At 58.4% G+C, this 19,819-nt stretch carries 17 protein-coding genes, 1 tRNA gene and 1 pseudogene; 4 read left to right on the top strand and 15 right to left on the bottom strand.

The genetic code is table 11. From position 1 onward, the window contains the following. Positions 1-133 precede the first annotated feature (133 nt). Positions 134-448, top strand: a complete 315-nt coding sequence (locus AC6IY8_RS18060) for a helix-turn-helix domain-containing protein (RefSeq protein ID WP_497776138.1) — start codon at positions 134-136, stop codon at positions 446-448. 24 nt (positions 449-472) lie between these two features. Here AC6IY8_RS18060 and AC6IY8_RS18055 read toward each other — a convergent pair whose 3' ends face one another. Beyond that, positions 473-631, bottom strand: a complete 159-nt coding sequence (locus AC6IY8_RS18055; RefSeq protein ID WP_497776136.1) for a hypothetical protein — start codon at positions 629-631, stop codon at positions 473-475. Between AC6IY8_RS18055 and AC6IY8_RS18050 the strand changes: the two are divergent. Beyond that, positions 569-1,471 (top strand): annotated as a pseudogene (locus tag AC6IY8_RS18050) (tyrosine-type recombinase/integrase); the annotation flags it as partial. The gene AC6IY8_RS18055 and the pseudogene AC6IY8_RS18050 overlap by 63 nt on opposite strands. Before the next feature lie 203 nt (positions 1,472-1,674). Here the strand turns inward: AC6IY8_RS18050 and AC6IY8_RS18045 are convergent. The 8 genes from AC6IY8_RS18045 to tkt form a co-directional block, all read right to left on the bottom strand. Beyond that, positions 1,675-1,751 (bottom strand) — tRNA-Met (locus AC6IY8_RS18045). Positions 1,752-1,866: 115 nt separating this feature from the next. Next, complete coding sequence (locus tag AC6IY8_RS18040; RefSeq protein WP_497776134.1) at positions 1,867-3,159, bottom strand: zinc dependent phospholipase C family protein; 1,293 nt, start codon at positions 3,157-3,159, stop codon at positions 1,867-1,869. Continuing rightward, positions 3,156-3,311 carry a DUF5670 family protein gene (locus tag AC6IY8_RS18035; RefSeq protein ID WP_497776132.1) on the bottom strand — a complete coding sequence of 52 codons (156 nt, stop codon included), beginning with the start codon at positions 3,309-3,311 and terminating at the stop codon, positions 3,156-3,158. Before AC6IY8_RS18035 ends, AC6IY8_RS18040 begins: the two co-directional genes overlap by 4 nt. A gap of 74 nt (positions 3,312-3,385) precedes the next feature. Then, on the bottom strand, positions 3,386-4,936 hold the full coding sequence (gene zwf, locus AC6IY8_RS18030; protein WP_497776131.1) for a glucose-6-phosphate dehydrogenase: 1,551 nt from the start codon (positions 4,934-4,936) through the stop codon (positions 3,386-3,388). Between the two features lie 410 nt (positions 4,937-5,346). Beyond that, positions 5,347-7,035: a phosphoglucose isomerase-related protein gene (locus tag AC6IY8_RS18025; RefSeq protein ID WP_497776130.1), complete on the bottom strand. Its 1,689-nt coding sequence runs from the start codon at positions 7,033-7,035 to the stop codon at positions 5,347-5,349. Next, positions 7,028-8,149: a transaldolase gene (gene tal, locus AC6IY8_RS18020; protein ID WP_497776128.1), complete on the bottom strand. Its 1,122-nt coding sequence runs from the start codon at positions 8,147-8,149 to the stop codon at positions 7,028-7,030. Before tal ends, AC6IY8_RS18025 begins: the two co-directional genes overlap by 8 nt. Positions 8,150-8,174: 25 nt before the next feature. Next, entirely contained in the window at positions 8,175-8,624 is a 450-nt protein-coding gene (locus tag AC6IY8_RS18015) for an RpiB/LacA/LacB family sugar-phosphate isomerase (RefSeq protein WP_497776127.1), read from the bottom strand. Next, positions 8,625-10,679, bottom strand: coding sequence for a transketolase (tkt, locus tag AC6IY8_RS18010; RefSeq protein ID WP_497776126.1), 2,055 nt, complete (start codon positions 10,677-10,679; stop codon positions 8,625-8,627). It lies immediately after the preceding gene. A 466-nt stretch (positions 10,680-11,145) separates the two neighbouring features. On the opposite strand from tkt, the gene AC6IY8_RS18005 reads away from it, so the two are divergent. Beyond that, positions 11,146-12,387 (top strand): S41 family peptidase, encoded by a 1,242-nt coding sequence (locus tag AC6IY8_RS18005; protein WP_497776125.1) that lies wholly within the window; start codon positions 11,146-11,148, stop codon positions 12,385-12,387. Positions 12,388-12,665: 278 nt separating this feature from the next. On the opposite strand, the gene AC6IY8_RS18000 is transcribed toward AC6IY8_RS18005, so the two are convergent. From AC6IY8_RS18000 to AC6IY8_RS17975, 6 genes are all read right to left on the bottom strand, one after another. Beyond that, entirely contained in the window at positions 12,666-13,286 is a 621-nt protein-coding gene (locus tag AC6IY8_RS18000) for a hypothetical protein (protein WP_497776123.1), read from the bottom strand. A 500-nt stretch (positions 13,287-13,786) separates the two neighbouring features. After that, positions 13,787-15,823 (bottom strand): lytic transglycosylase domain-containing protein, encoded by a 2,037-nt coding sequence (locus tag AC6IY8_RS17995; protein ID WP_497776122.1) that lies wholly within the window; start codon positions 15,821-15,823, stop codon positions 13,787-13,789. Between the two features lie 189 nt (positions 15,824-16,012). Continuing rightward, the gene (locus AC6IY8_RS17990) at positions 16,013-17,197 is read right to left on the bottom strand and encodes a trans-sulfuration enzyme family protein (RefSeq protein WP_497776120.1); all 1,185 of its coding nucleotides are present in this window, start codon (positions 17,195-17,197) and stop codon (positions 16,013-16,015) included. A gap of 131 nt (positions 17,198-17,328) precedes the next feature. Then, on the bottom strand, positions 17,329-17,556 hold the full coding sequence (locus tag AC6IY8_RS17985) for a hypothetical protein (protein ID WP_497776119.1): 228 nt from the start codon (positions 17,554-17,556) through the stop codon (positions 17,329-17,331). Between the two features lie 160 nt (positions 17,557-17,716). Beyond that, positions 17,717-18,274 (bottom strand): hypothetical protein, encoded by a 558-nt coding sequence (locus AC6IY8_RS17980; protein WP_497776117.1) that lies wholly within the window; start codon positions 18,272-18,274, stop codon positions 17,717-17,719. 403 nt (positions 18,275-18,677) lie between these two features. After that, entirely contained in the window at positions 18,678-18,890 is a 213-nt protein-coding gene (locus tag AC6IY8_RS17975; RefSeq protein WP_497776115.1) for a hypothetical protein, read from the bottom strand. A gap of 151 nt (positions 18,891-19,041) precedes the next feature. On the opposite strand from AC6IY8_RS17975, the gene AC6IY8_RS17970 reads away from it, so the two are divergent. Continuing rightward, a complete protein-coding gene (locus AC6IY8_RS17970) occupies positions 19,042-19,743 on the top strand; it encodes a hypothetical protein (protein WP_497776114.1) in 702 nt (233 codons plus the stop codon). The last annotated feature ends 76 nt before the right edge of the window (positions 19,744-19,819 follow it).

The raw sequence follows: 19,819 nt of genomic DNA, 5'->3' as shown, positions 1-19,819 counted from the left end.
ACGAATCATAACGCTGGGTTATCGCCGCATCGGTATGTGCATTGGACGTGAACGAGTTCCATCTCTAAGCTCACGGGGTACTCGCCGCCCATTCAATGGCCGCGATGACGGGATTCCCTGCGGAGCGATTTGGATGAGGCATTCTGGTTCTAGTGTGCGGGAGCCGCGTAAAGGAGTAGAAACGCTGTCAAAGACCGGTAAGTTTGACGCGGAGTGGTTGGACCTTCGAGCGCTCACCGGTTACGCGTGCACGTCCGAGCGGACCATACGGGAATGGATTCATCGCCCCTCCGATGCGCTTCCGGCCTACCAGATTGCGAAGAAGATCTTCGTAAAGAGAGCGGAGTTCGACGATTGGTTGCGCCGCCACTCGGTCGTTGTCAGAGACAAAGCAGAGATCGAAGAGATTGTGAATGATGTCATTAGAGATGTAACGAGGACGCGCTGATCGATGGGAGTCACGATCAAAAAGCTAGGCGGTAAGTGGTATCTCTATGTGAACCACGGTGGCCGCCGTAAGTGTAAAAGCATCGGCGTCGATAAACGCGCCGCCGAAGAAGTACGTCGTCTGGTAGAAGCGAAGCTGGCGCTCGGCGACCTCTCTGTCCTCGCGGACGATACTCCCAAGCACCCCTCCTTCGACGATTACGCAGATCTGTGGCTCAAAGAATATGTCCGGCTTGAATGTAAGACTTCGACAGCCAATGGATATGAGAGCGTCCTCGAGCAGTACCTTCGACCACGCTTTGGAACGAAACGACTCAATGAGATCAAACGGGACGAGATCAAGCAGCTTATCGGCGATCTAACTGCGAAGAACCTGACCCGCAATACAGTTCGCAATGCCATCTGTGTCATTCGCGCAATGTTCAATTACGCGATAGAAGAAGGTGTGGCGGCGGCAAATCCGGCGTCGCGTCTCGGGCGCTTCACTCGAAGTGCCCGGAGTGCAGAAAAGAAGGGTGTCGCGCTGACTCCGGAGGAAGCTCAGTCTTTTCTGGAAGCAGCAAGCGAGCTTTGCCCGGAATACTATCCACTCTTTCTGGTGGCACTGAGAGCCGGACTTCGGCGAGGAGAACTTGTCGCCTTGCAATGGGGCGATCTGCAGGTGGGAAGAGACGAAAATGACGCCAATCGTTTCTTCATGGTCAGCCACAACTTCGTTCAGCGCGAACACACGACCACAAAGAGCAAGAAATCACGCAGAGTGGACATGTCCCGGGAAGTGCGGAGGGTCTTGATCGAACTGCGGGATAGGAAGCTATTGAAGGCGTTCGCGGCGGGGAAGAACAACATTTCCGACGAGCGGGTCTTTCCTGGCCCCGATGGCGGCATTCTGGATCCGGACAATCTGTATCATCGCTACTTCTTGCCAGTGCTCGCCAAGTCCGGCATTCGAAAGATCCGGCTGCACGATCTGCGCCACACATTCGGCTCTCTATTGATTCAGGCGGGAGCTTCGGTCGTCTATGTGAAGGAGCAGATGGGGCACAGCTCTATTCAGGTGACGGTAGATACTTACGCCCATTTGATTCCAAGCGCGAATGTTTCGTTTATCGACAGGCTCGACATCGTACCCGAAAGAATATCCACTCCGCCGCAAAAACACGCAAACCCCGCGCAAGTGCCGGAAAGTGGCGAAACGGCGATTCCTTTGGATGTGATTGAAAACATTGGTGGCGGCGAGTGGACTCGAACCACTGACCTACGGATTATGAGACCGTCGCTCTAACCGGCTGAGCTACGCCGCCACTTGGATTTCTGCCGGAAGGGCCTGACGTGCAGGCAGGCAGAAGTTCATTGTTGGGGTGGACCAACATCACTGATTCTATTGGCCCTTGCTTTCACTGTCAATTGGTCGCGCCGTCAATTGGTTGCACTGTCAATGTGCCCCGCCCTCTCTGCCACCGGAGCCGCCGCAGGCGTCATTACCTTCAGTGCATTCAGCGCACATTCGTCCTCGGCCCAGCGCTTCTTGTCCTTGTCATTCTTCACCTTCGGATGAAAATTCCCAAAGTACCGCACCACCGCCTCCTGCAAATGCTCATCCGTGTGCGCAAACTTATCTTTCTGCAGACGTCGCAACAGTTCGCGATAGGTCTCATCCGCCAGATCGTACTCCCCGGCCTTAGTCGGCGCGCCCGTGTCGAGATCCATTGCATCGAATCCAGCGCCGGGTTGCCGCACGCGTTTCACCTGCACGCGCAAGGCATCCACCGTCTGGTTCACACTCTTCATGTAGAGGTCTTCTGTCTGCGGCGTCGGATCTTTATACGACAACCCGCGAAACGGCCCCACCTTCGGCACCAGATGCAGCACAAAAGCCAGTACCCGCGCGCCCAATCCGGGCTTCGAGTAATCGCGCCCCCAGCTCTTTTCATAATCGGCACGCGACAGGCGATACAAAAACAGCTTCCGGTTAAAGTTCGGGATCTCCTTCTGCATCCTCTTCCCGCGGCTGGCGAGCGCCACCTTCGTCATCTCAGGAACCACCTTGCTCACCGCGCGTCTGTACGTCCCAATTGCCAGGTCCTCGTGCGTCAGCACCGAATTCAGCGGCACGCCATACGTGCGAACAAACGCCCGTTCCAGTTGTTCCTTGGCCACCTGGAAATCGATAAAGTCATGAAACGCCTGCGGAGGATACCGATGCTTCGCCACCTGCACTACGTCAAACCCAAACTCCGTTCGCAGATGCTCGATCTTCGCCTCGTCATAGGTCACCACCGGCCCAAACCGCTGCTTAAGCTTCGGAAACTCGATGGCCACCGCGCGATTCACATAAGGATGTCCGTGGATATCGGAAACATAGTGCGCCAGGCTACCTGCGGCAAACGCCAATTCATTGACATTTGTCGATTCAGCAAACAGCGCACGCACGAAATCCCCCGTGCGCACATAATGCGTAAGATCGCTGAACAGCTTGTTTCCAAAAGGGTAGTACCCCAGATCCTGAATCACCGAACCGCCATACGCATACGCATGGGCGCGCCGCAACTCTTCCGGCGTCGCGTTCGGAAATCGGCTTAACAGCAGCGGTTGAATGCTGTCATCCCAAACCAGGTCCACCAGTTCTTCGTGAGTCAGTACCGAGTACGAGTACGCGGGCATCGTGGTGAGCGCCACACACAGAGCCACGCACACAACGACGCGTATCAATCTTCTGCCGGAGGACGTCCGTTCAACGTGCCCACCACGAGCATCATCACCGCCGCGAGCAGCACAAAGTGCAGCGCGCCGCCAAACGAATCTCCGCGTACGACGCCTGCCACCCACAACGCCAGCAGTACCAAGAAGAGTATCCAAGCCAAGCGGACCTTCCACTCCTAACAGACTAGTTGCTGCAAATTGTTTGCTGGTTGCATTGCGAAGTGAATTAGCAACGTTACCGCGAGTCCCCGCGCAGCGGAGACCACCTTCGCTCTCCCCACATCAACGCATGCGCAAGCTCCGGCCCTTCGCTTCCCGCGGCATAGTTCGGAAACTGCGGCTTCGGCAACTGAGCCCATGCCTGCTCAATCGGAGTCACGATCCGCCATTCCGCCTCGACCTCGTCGCCTCGCGTGAATAGCGTTGCGTCGCCCATCATCACGTCCAGCAGCAGCGTTTCATACGCCACCGGAGTGTTCATTCCGAACGCTTCGCGATAGCTGAAATCGGCCTTCACCGTGATTCCGTTCATCCCAATGCCCGGACGCTTCGCTCCAAACGAAATCGTGATTCCCTCATCCGGCTGAATTCGCAGGCAGATCACATTCGGGTCCGGCTGATGATTCTGTCCCGCCACAAACAGCGCTTCCGGCGTCGGCTTCATATGCACGCGAATCTCCGTGCGATGCGCTGCCAGCCGCTTTCCCGTCCGAATGTAGAAAGGCACTCCCGCCCACCGCCAGTTGTCCACATGCAGTTCCAGCGCGACATACGTCTCGGCCGCCGAATTCTCGGCCACGCCCGGCTCCTGTCTGTATCCGCGCACCAGGCTTCCCTCCACCACGCCCGGCCCATACTGTCCGCGCACAGTCCGCGCCGTCACCTCATCCAGCGTCATCGGACGGATCGCCTTCAGCACCTGCACCTTCTGTTCGCGCACCGCGTCCGCATCCATGCTGAAAGGCGGCTCCATAGCGGTCAACGCCACCAGTTGAAGTAAATGGTTCGCCACCATATCGCGCAGCGCGCCCGTCTCTTCGTAGAACTTCGCGCGGTTCTCCACGCCCAGCGGTTCTGCCGCCGTAATCTCGACATAGTCGATGAAGTTGCGATTCCACAGCGGTTCAAACAGTGAGTTGCCGAAACGAAACATCAACAGGTTCTGCACCGTCTCCTTGCCCAGGTAGTGGTCGATCCTGTACACCGCGCTTTCGTCGAAAACGCTGAGCACTTTCTTGTTCAGCGTTCGCGCCGACTCCAGATCGCGACCAAATGGTTTCTCGACGATGATTCTTGACCAGCCCTTGTCGTTGCAGCTCAGCCCCGCCGCCCCGAGTCCCGAGATCACCTCCGGCGCAATCGACGGCGGCACCGCCAGATAGAACAGATGATTACTGCTGGCGCCCGCCCCGCGCATCTCCTCCAACCGCTTCGCCAACTGCTGAAACGTGTCCGCCTTGTCCAGATCGCCCGAGATATACGTCAGCTTGCCTTCAAACTTCTCCCAGTTTTCCTTGTTAAACGTGCGCGCCGCGTTCGACATCTCGACCGCCTGCCGCATCGCCGAGCGAAACTCCTCATCGCTCATTGCCGGCAACCCCACGCCGACAATATCGAAACCCTTTTCCGTGCACCCCATCGACGTCAGGTCAAAAACCGCAGGCAGCAGCTTGCGCCGCGCCAGGTCTCCTGAGCCGCCAAATATCACGAGTATGCAAGGTTCGCCCGTAGGCAGAGGCTGAATTTCAGTGTGCGAGGTCGGTGTAGCGGGAATGACTGTGCTCATCGTTTCAATTGTCCTGTGGTGTGATGCCGGAGCCTGAGTGTTTGCTATTTCATCCGCCAGAGACTCTACTCGTTCGATGCTGCAGCCACCCCAAACAGCGCAAAACTGGCGCCCATATCTTGGCGAATATAGGAAACTGCTGGTGGCCCACATCCGCCATCTTTTGGCGAATGTGGGAACGCAACATATCTAACTAATCTCTGATGTAACTACTCTCTGGTGCTAACCAATCTCTAGTGGTGCCCCATCTCTGCCCGTAGTTGGCAGAGGTGGGTCTGTTGCTCTTGCTCTTGTTATTGCCTTTGCTTTGAATTGTCATCCTGAGCCGAAGGCGAAGGACCCCTCTCATCACCACTGCCTTCCCGCGGAAGCCTATACACTTTGGCGCGGCCCTCAGGCCGCGCCAATCTTTACTCCACCGCTTGCAGCAATCGCTTCAATCCCGCTGCCACATCCGGCCCGAGATCCACGCGCACTGCACGACGTCCGTGCTTCAGCAACGATTCCAAATCTCCCAGCGACTGCGCCTGTTTCAGCACGCTGAAGCCAAACGGCTCACGCGGAATCGCCACGTCTTTTGCATCCTGCACCGTCAATTGCAGGAACACGCCATTGTTCGCGCCGCCCTTGTGCAACTGCCCTGTCGAGTGCAGGAAGCGTGGTCCATACCCGGTCGTCGTCGCCGCCTTAGTCTTCGCTCTCACCGCCAGCCGTAACCTCTGCACCAGCGACTCCACCTCCGGTGTTTCGAGGAAGTATTGCGTGATCGCCACGTAATCGCCCCCTTGCACCTTCTTCAGATGAGCCGCCACCGCCGCATCGAAACTCGACCCCAGCGACTTGTCTTCGCTGTACAACTTCAGCGCACCATCCGTGAGCAGAGGCTTCTGCTCCGGCAGCGCACCCTTCGCGACAAACTCTTCCAGCAGCCGCTTCGTGTTGTCCTTCGACTCCTGCACGTTCGGCTGGTCGAATGCATCGATGTTCAGTAGCGAACCAGCCACCGCCGTCGCAAATTCCCAGATATAGAACGTCGCACCCAGATCGATCGGCCCGGCCAGTTGCTGCCGCACCACCGCGTATCCGGCGCTTTCCAGCGCCGTCATCTTGCTCGCCGTTGCAGCATCGCCATCGCCCACGGCAATCGAGACGAACACGCGATCCTTGCCATACTCGCTCGGCGCACCCACGGCCTCACCTGCAATCGGCACAATGCCCTTGCCTTCCTTGCCCGTGCTCTCGGCCACCAACTGTTCAATCCACAACCCGAGCGACGCGATTTCCTTCGACATCACAAGCGTCAGCTTATCGACGCCTTTATTTGCCAGTGAACCGATCAGAGCTCCCAGAGTCGCGCCCGGATTCGCCGCCACGTCCGCGCTTTCGCATTGTTTGGCCACAGCCACTGCGCGTTCCAGCAGACCTTCCACATCGCCGCCCATCACTGCAAAGGGCACCATGCCAAAAAAGCTCAGCGCCGAATATCTTCCGCCGATGTCGGCCCAGTTCACCCAGGTCTTGCGATACTTCAGCTCTTTCGCCTGCCGCTCCAGCAGCGTTCCCGGATCGGTGACGGCGATAAAGTTTTCGCCGACCTCGTCGCCCTTCACCTGCTTCACGCGATCGTAGAAGTACCGCTCGAACATCTGCGGCTCGGTCGTTGAGCCCGACTTCGAAGCCACGATAAACAGCGTACTCTCCAGCTTCACCTGCGACTCAATATGAGCCACCGCCGCCGGAACCGTCGAGTCCAGCACCAGCAGTTCGGGATACCCCTTCTGCTGACCGAAGCTCTGCCGCAGCACTTCCGGACACAGGCTCGATCCGCCCATGCCCAGCACCACCGCGTGCGTAAAGCCTGCCTTGCGAATCTCCTCGGCAAACGCCTTCAGTTCCGCCACGCGCTCCAGCACCTGCCCCGGCACGCGCAGCCACCCCAGCGAGTTCCCAATGATCTTCGCGTGCTCCGGCTTGTCCGACCACACGCTCGCATCCTTCTTCCAGATGCGTTCCACCACGTTCTGCTTTTTCAGCCGCTCAAGCGCCGCTTCGAATTCCGCCTGTCCCGATCCGAGCACCACTTCGCTTGCGTTAGACATGTGCTACCTCTTGCCGGCGACGCTCGATCACCGCGATCAGATCGTTGTACGAATCCGCAAAGCTCTTCACGCCCGCTGCCGTCAACTCCAGCGTCACCGCCGTCAGGTCCACACCCAGCGCCTTCAACTCGTCGAACACTTTGTGCGCGCCCTTCACGTCTTCGGTGATCGTCACCGCCACCTTGCCGTGACTGCGGAAAGCGTCAAAGGTCGCCGGAGGCATCGTGTTCACCGTGTCCGGTCCAATCAGCGTCTCGATATACAGCACGTCCGAGTACTTCGGATTCTTCGTGCCTGTCGAGGCCCACAGCGGACGCTGCACCTTTGCACCGGCCCCCGCCAACTTCTCCCAGCGCGCTCCGCTGAAGAGCTGCTGGAACTTCTCATACGCCAGCTTCGCGTTTGCAATCGCGGCCTTGCCCAGCAGTTCCTTCGCTTCCGCGCGTCCTGCCTTGGCAATCTCTTCCAGCTTCTTATCGACTGCCGTATCGATGCGGCTCACAAAGAAGCTCGCCACCGACGCGACGCGATCCACCGCGCCGCCCTTCGCAACGCGCTTTTCCAGGCCCTTCAGATACGCCTCAACAACCTGCGCATAGACATCGACCGAGAAGATCAGCGTGACGTTCACGTTGATCCCTTCCGAGATCAGCTCCTCGATCGCCGGGATTCCCTCTGGTGTCGCCGGAACCTTGATCATCACGTTCGGACGCGCCAGCTTCGCATGCAGACGTTTGGCTTCCTTGATGGTCCCTGCCGTGTCCTTCGCCAGCAGCGGAGAAACCTCAATGCTCACAAATCCGTCTGCGCCCTTCGTGCTCTCGTACACCGGCAGGAAGACATCGGCTGCGCTGGCAATATCGGTCACCACCAGGCCATCGTAGATCTCGCCCAGTTCAGCGCCCTTGCCGACCAGTTCCTTCATCGCCTCTTCATAATCCTTGCCGCCCGAGATCGCTTTCTCGAAGATCGTGGGGTTCGAGGTCAGTCCCCGCAGCCCGTCTTCCTCGATCAGCTTCTTCAGCGTGCCCTCTGTTACCAGCGACCGCGTCATCTGGTCATACCACGGGCTCTGGCCCACCTTGCTCAACTGCTGTAAAGGATTGCTGGACATCTCTTATCTCCTCATATCTTCCGCGTCAGAATTTCGATTCCATGACGGCGATCTTCGCTACCCGCCGATGATGCCGCTCCTCGTTGCTGACCGTTGCATTCAGAAATGCTTGCACCAATTCCACCGCCAGCGCCTCGCCAATCACCCGTCCGCCCAGGCAGAGCACATTCATCTGGTCGTGCTCCACTCCCTGGTGCGCCGAATACGTGTCATGACAAAGCGCCGCACGGATGCCGCGAACCTTGTTTGCCGCCACCGATGCGCCGACACCGCTCCCGCAAATCAACACTCCGCGTTCGGCTCGTCCATCCAGCAGCGCGGCTGCAATATCGGCAGCCCTGTCCGGATAGTCATCGGGTGTCACCGCATCATGCGTCCCGAGGTCCACGGCTTCATGCCCCAGGCTTCGTACAAAGTCCAACACCGGGGTCAACAACAGTGACCCCGCGTGGTCTGCCGCAACGGCAACTTTCATCTATCTCTTCCCCAGCCCTTTCACCACCGCAATCGATTCCTTGGCCTGCTTCACCACAGCATCCGCCGAGAACCCGAAGTGCTTGAACACTTCCTTCGCCGGACCCGAAGCGCCAAACTGCTTTTGACCCACCACTCGGCCTTCCAGCCCAACGTAGCGCTCCCAGCCCATCGGAATCCCTGCTTCCACTGCCACGCGGGCCCGCACTGCGCTCGGCAGCACGCTCTCCTTGTACTCCGGCGTCTGCTCTTCAAACAGGTCCCAGCACGGGAAACTCACTACCCGCGCCTTCACTCCTTCGCCTGCCAGCTTTTCCTGCGCTTCCAACGCCAGTTGCAACTCGCTTCCCGTGCCAATCAGCACCACATCCGGCGTTCCCTGGCAGTCGCTGAAGATGTATGCGCCCTTCCTCAGCCCTTCCGCGCTTCCGTACTTCGTGCGATCAAACGTAGGAACCGCCTGCCTCGTCAGCGCCAGCGCCGTCGGATGCCCCTTGCTCTCAATCGCCACCTTCCACGCCACCGCCGTCTCGTTCGCGTCCGCCGGACGGATCAGCCGCATGAACGGCATCAGTCTCAGCGACATCACCTGTTCCACCGGCTCGTGCGTCGGCCCATCCTCGCCTACAGCAATAGAGTCGTGGGTATAGACGTAGGTTACCGGCAGCTCCATGATGCAGGCCAATCTCACCGCCGCCCTCATGTAGTCGCTGAATACCAGGAACGTTCCGCCGAACACCCTCAGGCCGCTTGCCGCCAGCCCATTCAGGATTCCGCCCATTCCCATCTCGCGCACGCCAAAGCGCAGAATCCGTCCGCCATAGCTGTCCGCCTCAAAACTCTTCTCGCCATCGATCTTCGTTTTGTTCGAAGTCTCCAGATCGGCCGAGCCGCCCAGCAGCCACGGAATGTGCTTTGCAATCGCGTTCATCGCCTTGTTTCCGGCCTCGCGCGTCGCAACTCCCTTGGCATCCGCTGGGAACGTCGGAATGTCCTTGTCCCAGCCCTCCGGCAGCTTGCCGTTCATAATGCCGTCCCACTGCTTCGCCAGCTCCGGATTCCCCTTCGCCCACGCCTCGAAAGCCTTCTTCCAATCCGCTTCGAGCTTCGCTCCGCGCTCCACGGCCTTGCCCAGATGCTCGCCCGCTTCCTTCGGAATCAGGAACTGCGCATCTTCCGGCCATCCATAATTGCGCTTCGTGGCCTTCACTTCGTCCGCGCCCAGTGGTTCGCCATGCGCCGCGCTCTTGTCCTGCTTGTTCGGAGAGCCAAATCCAATGTGTGTATGCACCACGATCAGCGTCGGCCGGTCCGTCTCCTGCTGCGCCTTGCGGATCGCTTCTTCAATCGCCTTCAGATCGTTCCCGTCCTCCACCTTCAGCACGTTCCAGTGGTATCCCTTGAAGCGCGATTCCACGTCGTCCGAGTAGGACATCGTCGTCGGCCCGTCCAGGCTTATGTGGTTCGAGTCATATAGCCAGATCAGGTTCGACAGCTTCAAATGCCCTGCCAGCGCTGCCGCCTCGTGCGAAATCCCCTCCATCATGTCGCCATCGGAGCAGATCGAGTACACGCGGTAATCGACAATCTTTTCGCCGCCCTGATTGAAATGCGCCGCCAGCCAGCGTTCGGCAATCGCCATGCCCACCGAGTTCGCCACGCCCTGGCCCAGAGGTCCCGTCGTGGTCTCCACTCCCGGCGTGATGTTGTATTCCGGGTGTCCCGGGCACATCGATCCCACCTGCCGGAAGCGTTGAATCTCCGACATCGGCACCTCATACCCAGTCAAATGCAGCATCGAGTACAGCAGCATCGAGGCATGTCCAGCGGAAAGCACAAACCGGTCGCGATTCGGCCAGCGCGGACTCTTCGGGTTGTAGCGCATTACGCGGTCCCAAAGCACATAAGCCACCGGAGCCAGTCCCATCGGGGCTCCCGGATGTCCGCTGTTTGCCTTCTGAACCGCATCAATCGACAGCGTACGAATCGTGTTTACGCATAGCTGGTCCAGCTCCGCCGAAGTCGTTGTTTCAAGTTGCTGTGCATTTGCTGACATTAACTTTTTAATAGCCTTTCTGCTCCCGGACGACTCCAGGTGCTCCGAAACTTCACTGCGCCGACCGCCTGATATGTGCGCAAGTAATAATAATGCCGCGCCACACAGGGCCAAGTCGAGCCAAAGATCAAATTGTCAGGGGGACCCTCACCTCACACCTTTCAGATGCCCCGGCACCGCGAATAGGAGCAGCTCTCACCCCTCCTCCTCCACTTTCCCGATTCTGCCCCAAGCCTTGACGACATCCTGCCCCGCCCCGGTGCCCCATCTCTGCTATCCTTTGGCAGAGGTGGGGGTTTTCCTTCAGGTCGCCACCTCTCTTCCCGAGTACCTCCCCCCTAAATTCCCCAAAATTCATCTTCACCTTTGCTAAACCTGCTGCGTCTAATGAAGCTGAACCCGCGCCTGACGGCGGCCGTCCGTTTTCCGCCGTATAATGACTCCAGTCCAGGCTGGCTAAGGATCCATGTCGAAAAGCGTAAAAACAACTCTCCTCCTCCTGTCGTTCCTCATTCTCGCCTTCGCCGTGGCCGGAGCCGTCGGCGTCAAGCCGAGCAGCGGTAACGATGGCGCCTACCGCCAACTCAGCGTGTACAGTGAAGTGCTCTCGCGCATCCGCACCGACTATGTCGAGGATCCCAATATTCCGCAGGTCAGCAACGGCGCGCTTCACGGACTGCTCGAGGCTCTCGATCCGAACTCCAGCTACATGAATGCCGACGAGTACAAGCAGTACAAGCAGCTCGGCACCTCTCCCGCCGGAATCGGCGCAGCCATCTCCAAGCGTTTCGGCTATGGTGACGTCATCTCTGTCGTTCCCGGAGGCCCCGCCGACAAAGCTGGCCTGCTCGCCGGAGACATCATCGAAGCCCTCAACGACAAGAGCACCCGCGAGATGTCCCTCGCCGAACTCAACGGCTTCCTTGGCGGTCCCGTCGGTTCCATCGTGAACCTCAGCGTTGTCCGGCCCACCAAGTCACAGCCGCAGAAGATCAGCATCACCCGCGATAACGTGAAGTACCCGGCGGCCTCCTACCGCATGCTCGATAACCAGATCGGATACATCCGAGCCGAAGGCTTCCCCAAGGGCCGCAGTCAGGAAATCGCTTCCCGCATCCGTGATTTCCAGAAGAGCGGCGCGAAGAAGCTGATTCTCGACCTCCGCAACTCCGGTGACGGCGACATTTCCGAAGGCATTGCCACCGCCAACCTGTTCCTCAACCACGGACAGATCACCTACCTTGAGGGCCAGAAGTATCCGCGCCAGAGCTTCGCCGCCGATCCCACCAAGGCCATCACCACCCTGCCCTTGGTCGTAATCGCCAACAAGACCACCGCAGGCCCGGCTGAAATCATCGCCGCCGCCGTTCTTGAAAACGCACGCGGAGACGTCCTCGGCGACAAGACCTTCGGTTCCGGCTCCATCCAGAAAACCATCGATCTGCAGGATGGCGGAGCCCTGATCCTCTCCATCGCCAAGTACTACACGCCGGGCGGCAAGGCCATCCAGGACGTAGCGATCACGCCCAACGTCATGGTCGCCGACAAGGCCGACGATTTCGTCGCTCCCGACGACTCCGACCTGCAAACCGACGAGAACGACAACAATTCGGCGCCCAAGAAGAACCAGCCCGACGAGCAGCTTCGCCGCGCCATCGAACAACTCGGCAAACAGGACCTGAAGGCCGCTGCCGCCCCAGCCTCCTAACCCGAAACCAATCAACTCCGCGCCCCAGCCACCCGCTGGGGCTTTTTGCTGCTGGTTGTGTTCTTGGTTTGAGCTCTTGTTTTTTCGCTCTTGCTTTTAAGGTGTCATCCTGAGCGCAGCGAAGGATCCCAGCAGGCCTTCCAATCTCTTCCGTCGCCCCCAGGTCACCCTACCACCAACTGGTGCCCCACCTCTGCCCGTTTTTGGCAGAGGTGAGTGTTTTCCGCCAACACAAAAAGGCCGCGGAGTATCTCCGCGGCCTCTCCAAACTCCAAAAATTACCTTCTGCTTTTCTTACCCTTTGCCGACTTCTTCCCTGCCTTGCTGTCCTTCCGCACGGCCTTGATCGCCTTCTTCACGGCTTTCTTAGAGGCTTTCTTCGCTGGCCTTGTCGAAGCCGACGTCTTCTTGGCCGCCTTCTTCGTGGCCTTCTTTGCTGAAGCCTTCTTTGCTGAAGCCTTCTTCGCAGGCGCCTTCTTGGCAGCTTTCTTCGTCGTAGCCTTCTTCGCCGCCTTCTTCGCGCCGCTCTTTACAGCAGCCTTCTTGGTGGCTTTCTTGGTGGCTTTCTTGGCAGCCTTCTTAGGAGCAGCCTTCTTTGCAGCCTTTTTGGCGCCGCCCTTCTTGGCCGCTTTCTTCGCAGGTTTCGGTTCAGGTTCGGATTCCGGCTCCGGTTCCACTTCCTCGGTTGCCGTTTCGGTTTCTTCGTCGCGTTGAGCACGACTTGCGGCGGGAGCTACCGCTTCATCTTCGGTGTCTCCGAGTTCATCTTCTTCCGCGTCGTCCTCGTCGTCCTCGAGTTCCTCTTCTTCTTCGTCGTCGATCACGTCGTCAAAAGACTCATTATCAAATTCATCTCCGTCATCACTGCCGCGACCGTAAAGAGTTTCGTCGAACGTCATGTCTCCTCCTGGTTTCTTTTGCCGCTCCGCGCCCGCGGACTCCTGAGCACAGGTACAACACGACTGCTCCCGCTTCTTGCGCTAACGCCTGCACATGCTCTCGCACACGCACGCCTCTGCACCCGAACACAATAACTCAGCATTTCGTACGATGCAATGGATTGACGTATTCGATGCGCGCACTCTACCCACACCTGCTCGTTGCGTCAGAGGAACACCACCTCGCCTACGCTCACCCATTCATCTCATTCAGAACTTGGGTGGCACCCTCAACGCTCTTTTCGTTGAGTGGGGCTGTTCCCTCCTCAACCTACGCTCAACCGATCATCGCGCGACCATTTTGATCGAACTGGTTTGAGCGAACTGGTTCGATCGAACCGGGTGCCCTTTCCTTCCGGCGACGCCGGAGGGTGGGGCTTTTTGATCTCCGAGCGGCCGCCCCGATATCGCGATAGTCGATTCCTAACCACGCTAGCAAGTCCAGTCACTTCTTCTCGACCTCAACCTTGCTGCTTATGCCTCCTGCCCTTCGTGGAAGAGGGCTTCGACGCCTCTCGAACCTTCTTATCCTTCTTTGTCGCAGGCTCCTCGACATCCTCTTTCTTCTTCGATCCGGCGACGGTCTTCTTCTTATTCGAGCTGGCCGAGTCTTTCTTTGCGCTCTCTTTTTTGCCGGAAGCCGTCGCCCCCTTCTTCTTCGCCGGAGCGTCCTCGTCCTCCGCCACTTCCTTCCGCCCCTTGGCAGCCTGCGCCTTCTTGCCGTGCTTGCGGCTGCTCGCCCGGCTCTTGCTGCGCGGCGCGTCCTCGTCGTCGGAAGAGGCAGAGGAGCGCTTCCCCGAAGCCGTTGTCGCGGCGGGCTTGTAGATGGTCAGCGTGCGCCCGGCGCGCAGCGCATTGCCCTTCAGATGGTTCCACTGCCGCACTCTTTCCGCCGGAACTCCGAAGTCATCGGCCACCGAAAGCACCGTGTCTCCCCGGCGTATCGAGTACCGCACCGCCTTGCCGCTTCCAGCGCTCGCCGTCCGCGCCACGGGCTCTGCGCTCACGCTCTTGGCAGGCGACACCGGAATGATCAGCTTCATATCTTTGGCCAGATCGTCGCTCTGCAGGCTGTTTGCCTCGGCAATCGCGCTCGCCGTCGTGCGATAGCGGCGCGCAATCTCCGTCAACGTCTCCCCACTCTGCACGCGGTGATAGCGCCAGTAAACCCGCATGTCCTCGGGAATCGCCGCCACCGCCGCCTCAAACTTCTGTGAGGTTCCCCGCGGCAGGTGCAGCTCAAAATCCATGTCCTTCGGAGTCGTCATGCGCAGCAGGCTCGGATTCAGCTCCTGCAGCACTGCCGTCGAAGACTCCGTGCACTCTGCCACCAACCGAAGATCGATCGGATAGTGAATCTTCACCGTGTCAAACGCCAGCGGCGGATCGTACGGCAGTCGATCAAGCCCGTACTGCGCCGGGTTCTTCGCCATGATCGTCATTGCCAGGATGATCGGGACGTAGTTGCGCGTTTCACCCGGCAGCACGTTCCTCTTATACAGCTCCCAAAAATCCGCATAGCCCGTGCGCTGCACCGCACGCTGGACCGTTCCGGGGCCGGAGTTATACGCGGCCATCGCCAGGTACCAGTCGCCAAACTGGTTATAAAGGTCGCGCAGCAACCGTGCCGCCGCTCTTGTCGCCTTCTCCGGATCCTGCCGCTCATCCACCCACCAGTTGCGCTGCAACCCGGCATGCATGCCGTCCCACGGCATAAACTGCCACATGCCCCGCGCTCCCATCCTCGACAGCGCCAGCGGCTGGAAGCCCGATTCCGCCTGTGCCAGGAAGATCAGATCCTGCGGAACGCCCTCTTCGCGGAAGATCCTCGAGATCATATCCCCGTAGCGCCCTCGCCGGATCAGCGCGCGCTCAATCGTTCCATGTCCGCGGCTGGAGAAATAATTGATGTAGCTCACCACCGGATCGGTCAGCATCAGCGGAAGATCGCTTCGCGTATTCGCCAGCTCCGCCTGAGCCTTGGCCTTGATCGATGGATCGACGGGGAACGTAATATTGTTCGCCTCATCGATCGGTGCCGGTTCGGCGCGCTGTTCCGTGAATCCGTCGCCCGCCTTCAGCGCCTGCAATTCCAGCTCATGCGTCGCTTCGACAATCTTGTCGAACTCGGCCTGCAGCTTCTCGTCGCTCTGCACGCCCATTGGGCCGCGCAACAATATATCGAAGGCCGTATCGAAATTGTCCTTCGCTGCCTCCAGGTGCCCGGCGTTGTAGTTCGCCTGCCCTCGCGCATACTCCGCCTCTGCCCGCGCGATCAACTGCTCGACCGTCTCCGCCGGATGCTGCGGAGCAGCCTGCGAGCGTACCGGAGATGACTGCTGCGGCTTTGTCGCCTGAGTCGGTTGCTGAAGCGTGGGAGCCTGTGCCTTTGCCGCGGGTGTGGCGGCGGCAGCCGGTTTTTTCTCCGGCCCACAGGAAGAGATAAAAATGCAGGAGAGTAGCAGCGTCGAAAGAAGAATGCGATAGGAAGAATTCATCGTTAATAGCGCGCATGTTTCGGCCCGATGTAACCCGGCCTGAAACACACACTCACTCAAATCTACGGACGATTCACCGAAGGGTCAATCCGTCTAACTACTTTAGTTACTAACCTAGTAATGGTCGGAAGGTGCCGTCGCGCCATATACTACTGAGCACCTGAGCTGAACAGATCTGTTGACCGGGGTTTAACGAGCGGCAAACGCCTGCTCCAGATCCTCGATCAAGTCGCTTGCCTCCTCGATTCCGACCGAAAGCCGGATCGTAGCCGGTGAGACTCCCAGCATCTTCAACTCGCGAGGGCGAAGGCTGGAGTGCGAAGACAGCACAGGATAAGACACGGTGGATTCGACGCCGCCGAGACTCGTGGCCAGGTACCACAATTTCAGTGCGTCGATAAACTTCTCTGCGGCAGCGCCTCCCCCGCGAATGTCGAACGAGAGGATAGCCCCGAAATCCCGCATCTGCGCGGCAGCCAGTGCATGTGCGGGCGAATCAGCGAGTCCGGGATAAAAAACTTGAGCTACCTGCCGATGCCCGGCAAGGTACTCTGAAATGACTTTTGCGTTGCGGCACGCACGTTCCATGCGGACTTCAAGCGTCTTGAGCCCGCGCAACAGGAGGTACGCGACTCCGGGGTCCGAACAGCCGCCGGAAAGAATCATAGTGTTGCGAATCGGATCGGCCCAGCGCCGCGAAGTGATGACCGCTCCTGCCGTGAGGTCGCTATGTCCGCCGAGGTACTTGGTAGCCGAGTGCACAACGATGTCGGCACCGAGCGTCAGCGGTTTCTGAAGAACCGGCGTGGCAAAAGTGTTGTCCACCACGACAGCGATCTTGCGGCGATGTGCCGCCGCCGAAAGTGCGCTGATGTCGGCGCAACGCAAAGTTGGATTGGTGGGCGTCTCGAGAAACAGCATGCGCGTTTTGCGCGTGAAGTACTTCTCGATTTTGGACAGTTCCGTGAACGGCACAAATCGCGTCTTGATGCCGCAGCGCGCAAGCAGGTCGGCAAACAGCTTGGTTGTGCCGCCATAGATGTCCAGCATCGAAACGATTTCGTCGCCGCTCTTGCACAGCGTGAGAGCGACGGCCAACTCAGCGGCAAGTCCGCTTGCAGTCAGAACGCAATCTTCCCCCTGCTCGAGAGCTGCAATCTTCTCTTCGGCAGCGCGCAAGGTTGGATTTCCGTATCGAGTGTAGAGGAAGACTTCAGGGTCGCCGGCAGCATAGCGTCGCAACTGTTCCGTGTTGCGGAGAGCAAATACTGCGGTTTGCTGAATCTCCGTAGTGATCGGAGCGTTGCGGCCATGGCGGTCTTCCCCGGCGTGAACCGAGAGTGTGGCGTCGGATGCGGGAGAGCTTTTCTTCATGAGCGTGAGATGGAACCTTGTCTATGAAGTTTACAGGATTCATCACTTCGCGAACGAAGTATGCAAGCCTCGTTTCGAAGGCGAGGTTCTCCCGCAACACGCTTACGCGAGTTCAACACCAGCGCCGCTTGTTATCGCTTGGCTCGAATTGCGTCGAGGCACTGTCCGAAGAGGTCGATGAGATGCTTTGCGTAGTCTTCTGCACGCGAAACAGTCCCGCCCTGGAATCCGGCGCCCGGTGTTCCAGTGCGACCGTATCCAGTGGTGGTCGCTATGAACTTCATCATTTCAAGGGCGATCTCTTCATCGCGGCGCAGAGGGGGAGCAGGAGGAACAGGCATGGCAGGGATATCGCTCACGGGAACTCTCCGAAGCTGGAATTAAAGAAGCACCGCGCGCATTAATCGACAGGCGCGCGGTGCCGATGATAACAGATATGCAGATACAAAGAACAAACGTGAGTTTTCTCACTACGAGCCGTGGCGAAGGCTGCAACATCTTCGATCCGGCTGCCCTCCCCTATTCTCCCGAGGAAGCCTGAAAATGAGCTGCAGCCTGAGCATCGATGCGAGCCGAAACCGGCGGCTTCTTCGGAGGAAGAGCGTCCGCGGCTTCGATTGCACCGCCTGGCGCATCTTCGCTTTGGAAAACAGGCCGGAGCATCCCAACTTCGAGCAGCATTGCAGAGAGCGAGTCTATCGCTGCTGCATACCGCCGTTCCGCGCGCTGCACCGTGATGCCAAGGCGCAGAGCAGCTTCGGGAACGCTGTACTCGAGCAGCACAACCCCGGCGATAATCTCCAGCGCATGCCGCTCGAGCCGATCAAAAACTCGCTCGATGTCATGCACGAAGATGACTGCGTCTTCGAAGGTGTGCAGTTTGTAGGAACTGACCCGCGCCCGGAAGCAGAGCCCTCCCAGCACACTGGGCAGACGCCCTATATCCACCGCCATTCGAAAGTAGCGCCGCAGCAGCGCCCGGGTATAAGGGCGATATGCCGAAATGTTTTCGCGTCCCTGCTCATCACCTCCGCCCGACACAATTCGCAATCCCGTATTCGCCATCGGTTTGCTCATGCCTGCACCTCCGCGCGAAAGCGGGTCCAAATCTGCAGAAAGGATCCGGGATTCCCAAGACGAAGCGAAACTTCGGCCTCCGCACAAGGCTTGCATTCCGCGCGATCGCTTCCAGTGCGGCGAAACCAGAGATTCCCGCAACGCTCGCAATACTTCAGCTCCAAACTGCGCGACTGTGAAAACTTCGTAATAACTTCCATTGTTCCTGCGCCCCCATAAAGAAAAAGAGCCTGCCACCGGAAGCGCGTGAAACATGCCGAAGTTGCGCTTCGTGCAGGATTCACTCTGCTGCCGATGACAGGGCTCGGTGTTTTTCCGACGACCTGTCCGATATGAACTGATTTGCAGCAGCGCTACTCCGGATGAAGTGCGCCGCCGGCAAGTGTTTTAACTGTGGTGATACTCAGATCAACCGATGATCGTTCTTACGTGTAAAGTAGCCTTCTTCGTACCCAGACTTGAGCACTGTGCCGTTTTGAACGACGACACTGAGACGACCCGTGAAGCCGATTTCGCGGAGAAGATTTGAAACGCCCTTGGAAAGAAGTTCTGAATTCTGGACTTTACGACGAAACTCTACGAACGTGTTTTCGTTCGTGGTACCGCTGTGCTCCATTGTTACTGCTCCCGCTGTTGTCGTTGAACTTGATGGGTGAATGATTGCACGAGATGGGGCTCAGTGGAACGAAAAATATTTTCTAAAAGTTACCAAAGTATAGAAACTCTGTTTGATACACATTTCTTAAAGCTATAGATGGGCGGCTAACATGTTGATTTCAGATATGCAGAATCGATTGCGTGCGCTGGTCCGTGAGCGTATCGAGAAGGGTGAATTAACCGGCACGGAGCTGGCGACACGCGCGGGATTTCAACAGGCGCACGTTTCAAATTTCCTCAACGCGCGCCGCGGCCTGAGCATCGAGGCCATGGATCGGGTGATGCAGGTGTTGCGGGTCGATGCCCGCGAGCTCCTGCCAGAGGAGCGCATGAAAATACCAAACCCTGATAACAATCTCTTCGATTCCATTCCCGTCGTGTTGCCAACGGCGCTGTTGCAATGCGACTTCAACAAAGAGGAGATCGTCGAGTTCCTGCGTTTCAAAAAAAGCTTCCTGCGCAGGATTCGTCCCGAGATGGCGAGTGAGCGCCACAGTTGGCAGCGCTTCGTGCTGATGAAGGCCGATAAGGATTCCGGCGAAGCCATGCGTCCCCGGCTGCTCCCGGGCGCGACCCTGTTGATCGACCGCCACTACAACTCGCTGCAGAGCTATCGGCGTCGCGAGCCCAATCTATACGTGGTCAAGAGCGGAGATCAGTACAAGGTGCGCTACGTCGAGTTACAGGGCAATCAGTTGACGCTGCGCCCGGAGAATCAGAAATGCGCCCTCGGGTTCGTGCAGATCAACAAAGGGCAGACATTCGCGGACTACGTCGTCGGCAGGGTTGCGCACATCTCGATCGAGACATAGACGCGAGTGTTGAGGTGTGCAGATAAAGTCGTGCCCCACGACCACGTCAGGTCCATGGGGCACAGGTCTATGGAGC

Source organism: Koromonas soli, assembly GCF_059726265.1.
The sequence above is the reverse complement of the archived record's forward strand: the minus strand, read 5'-3'. Positions and strand labels throughout refer to the sequence as shown.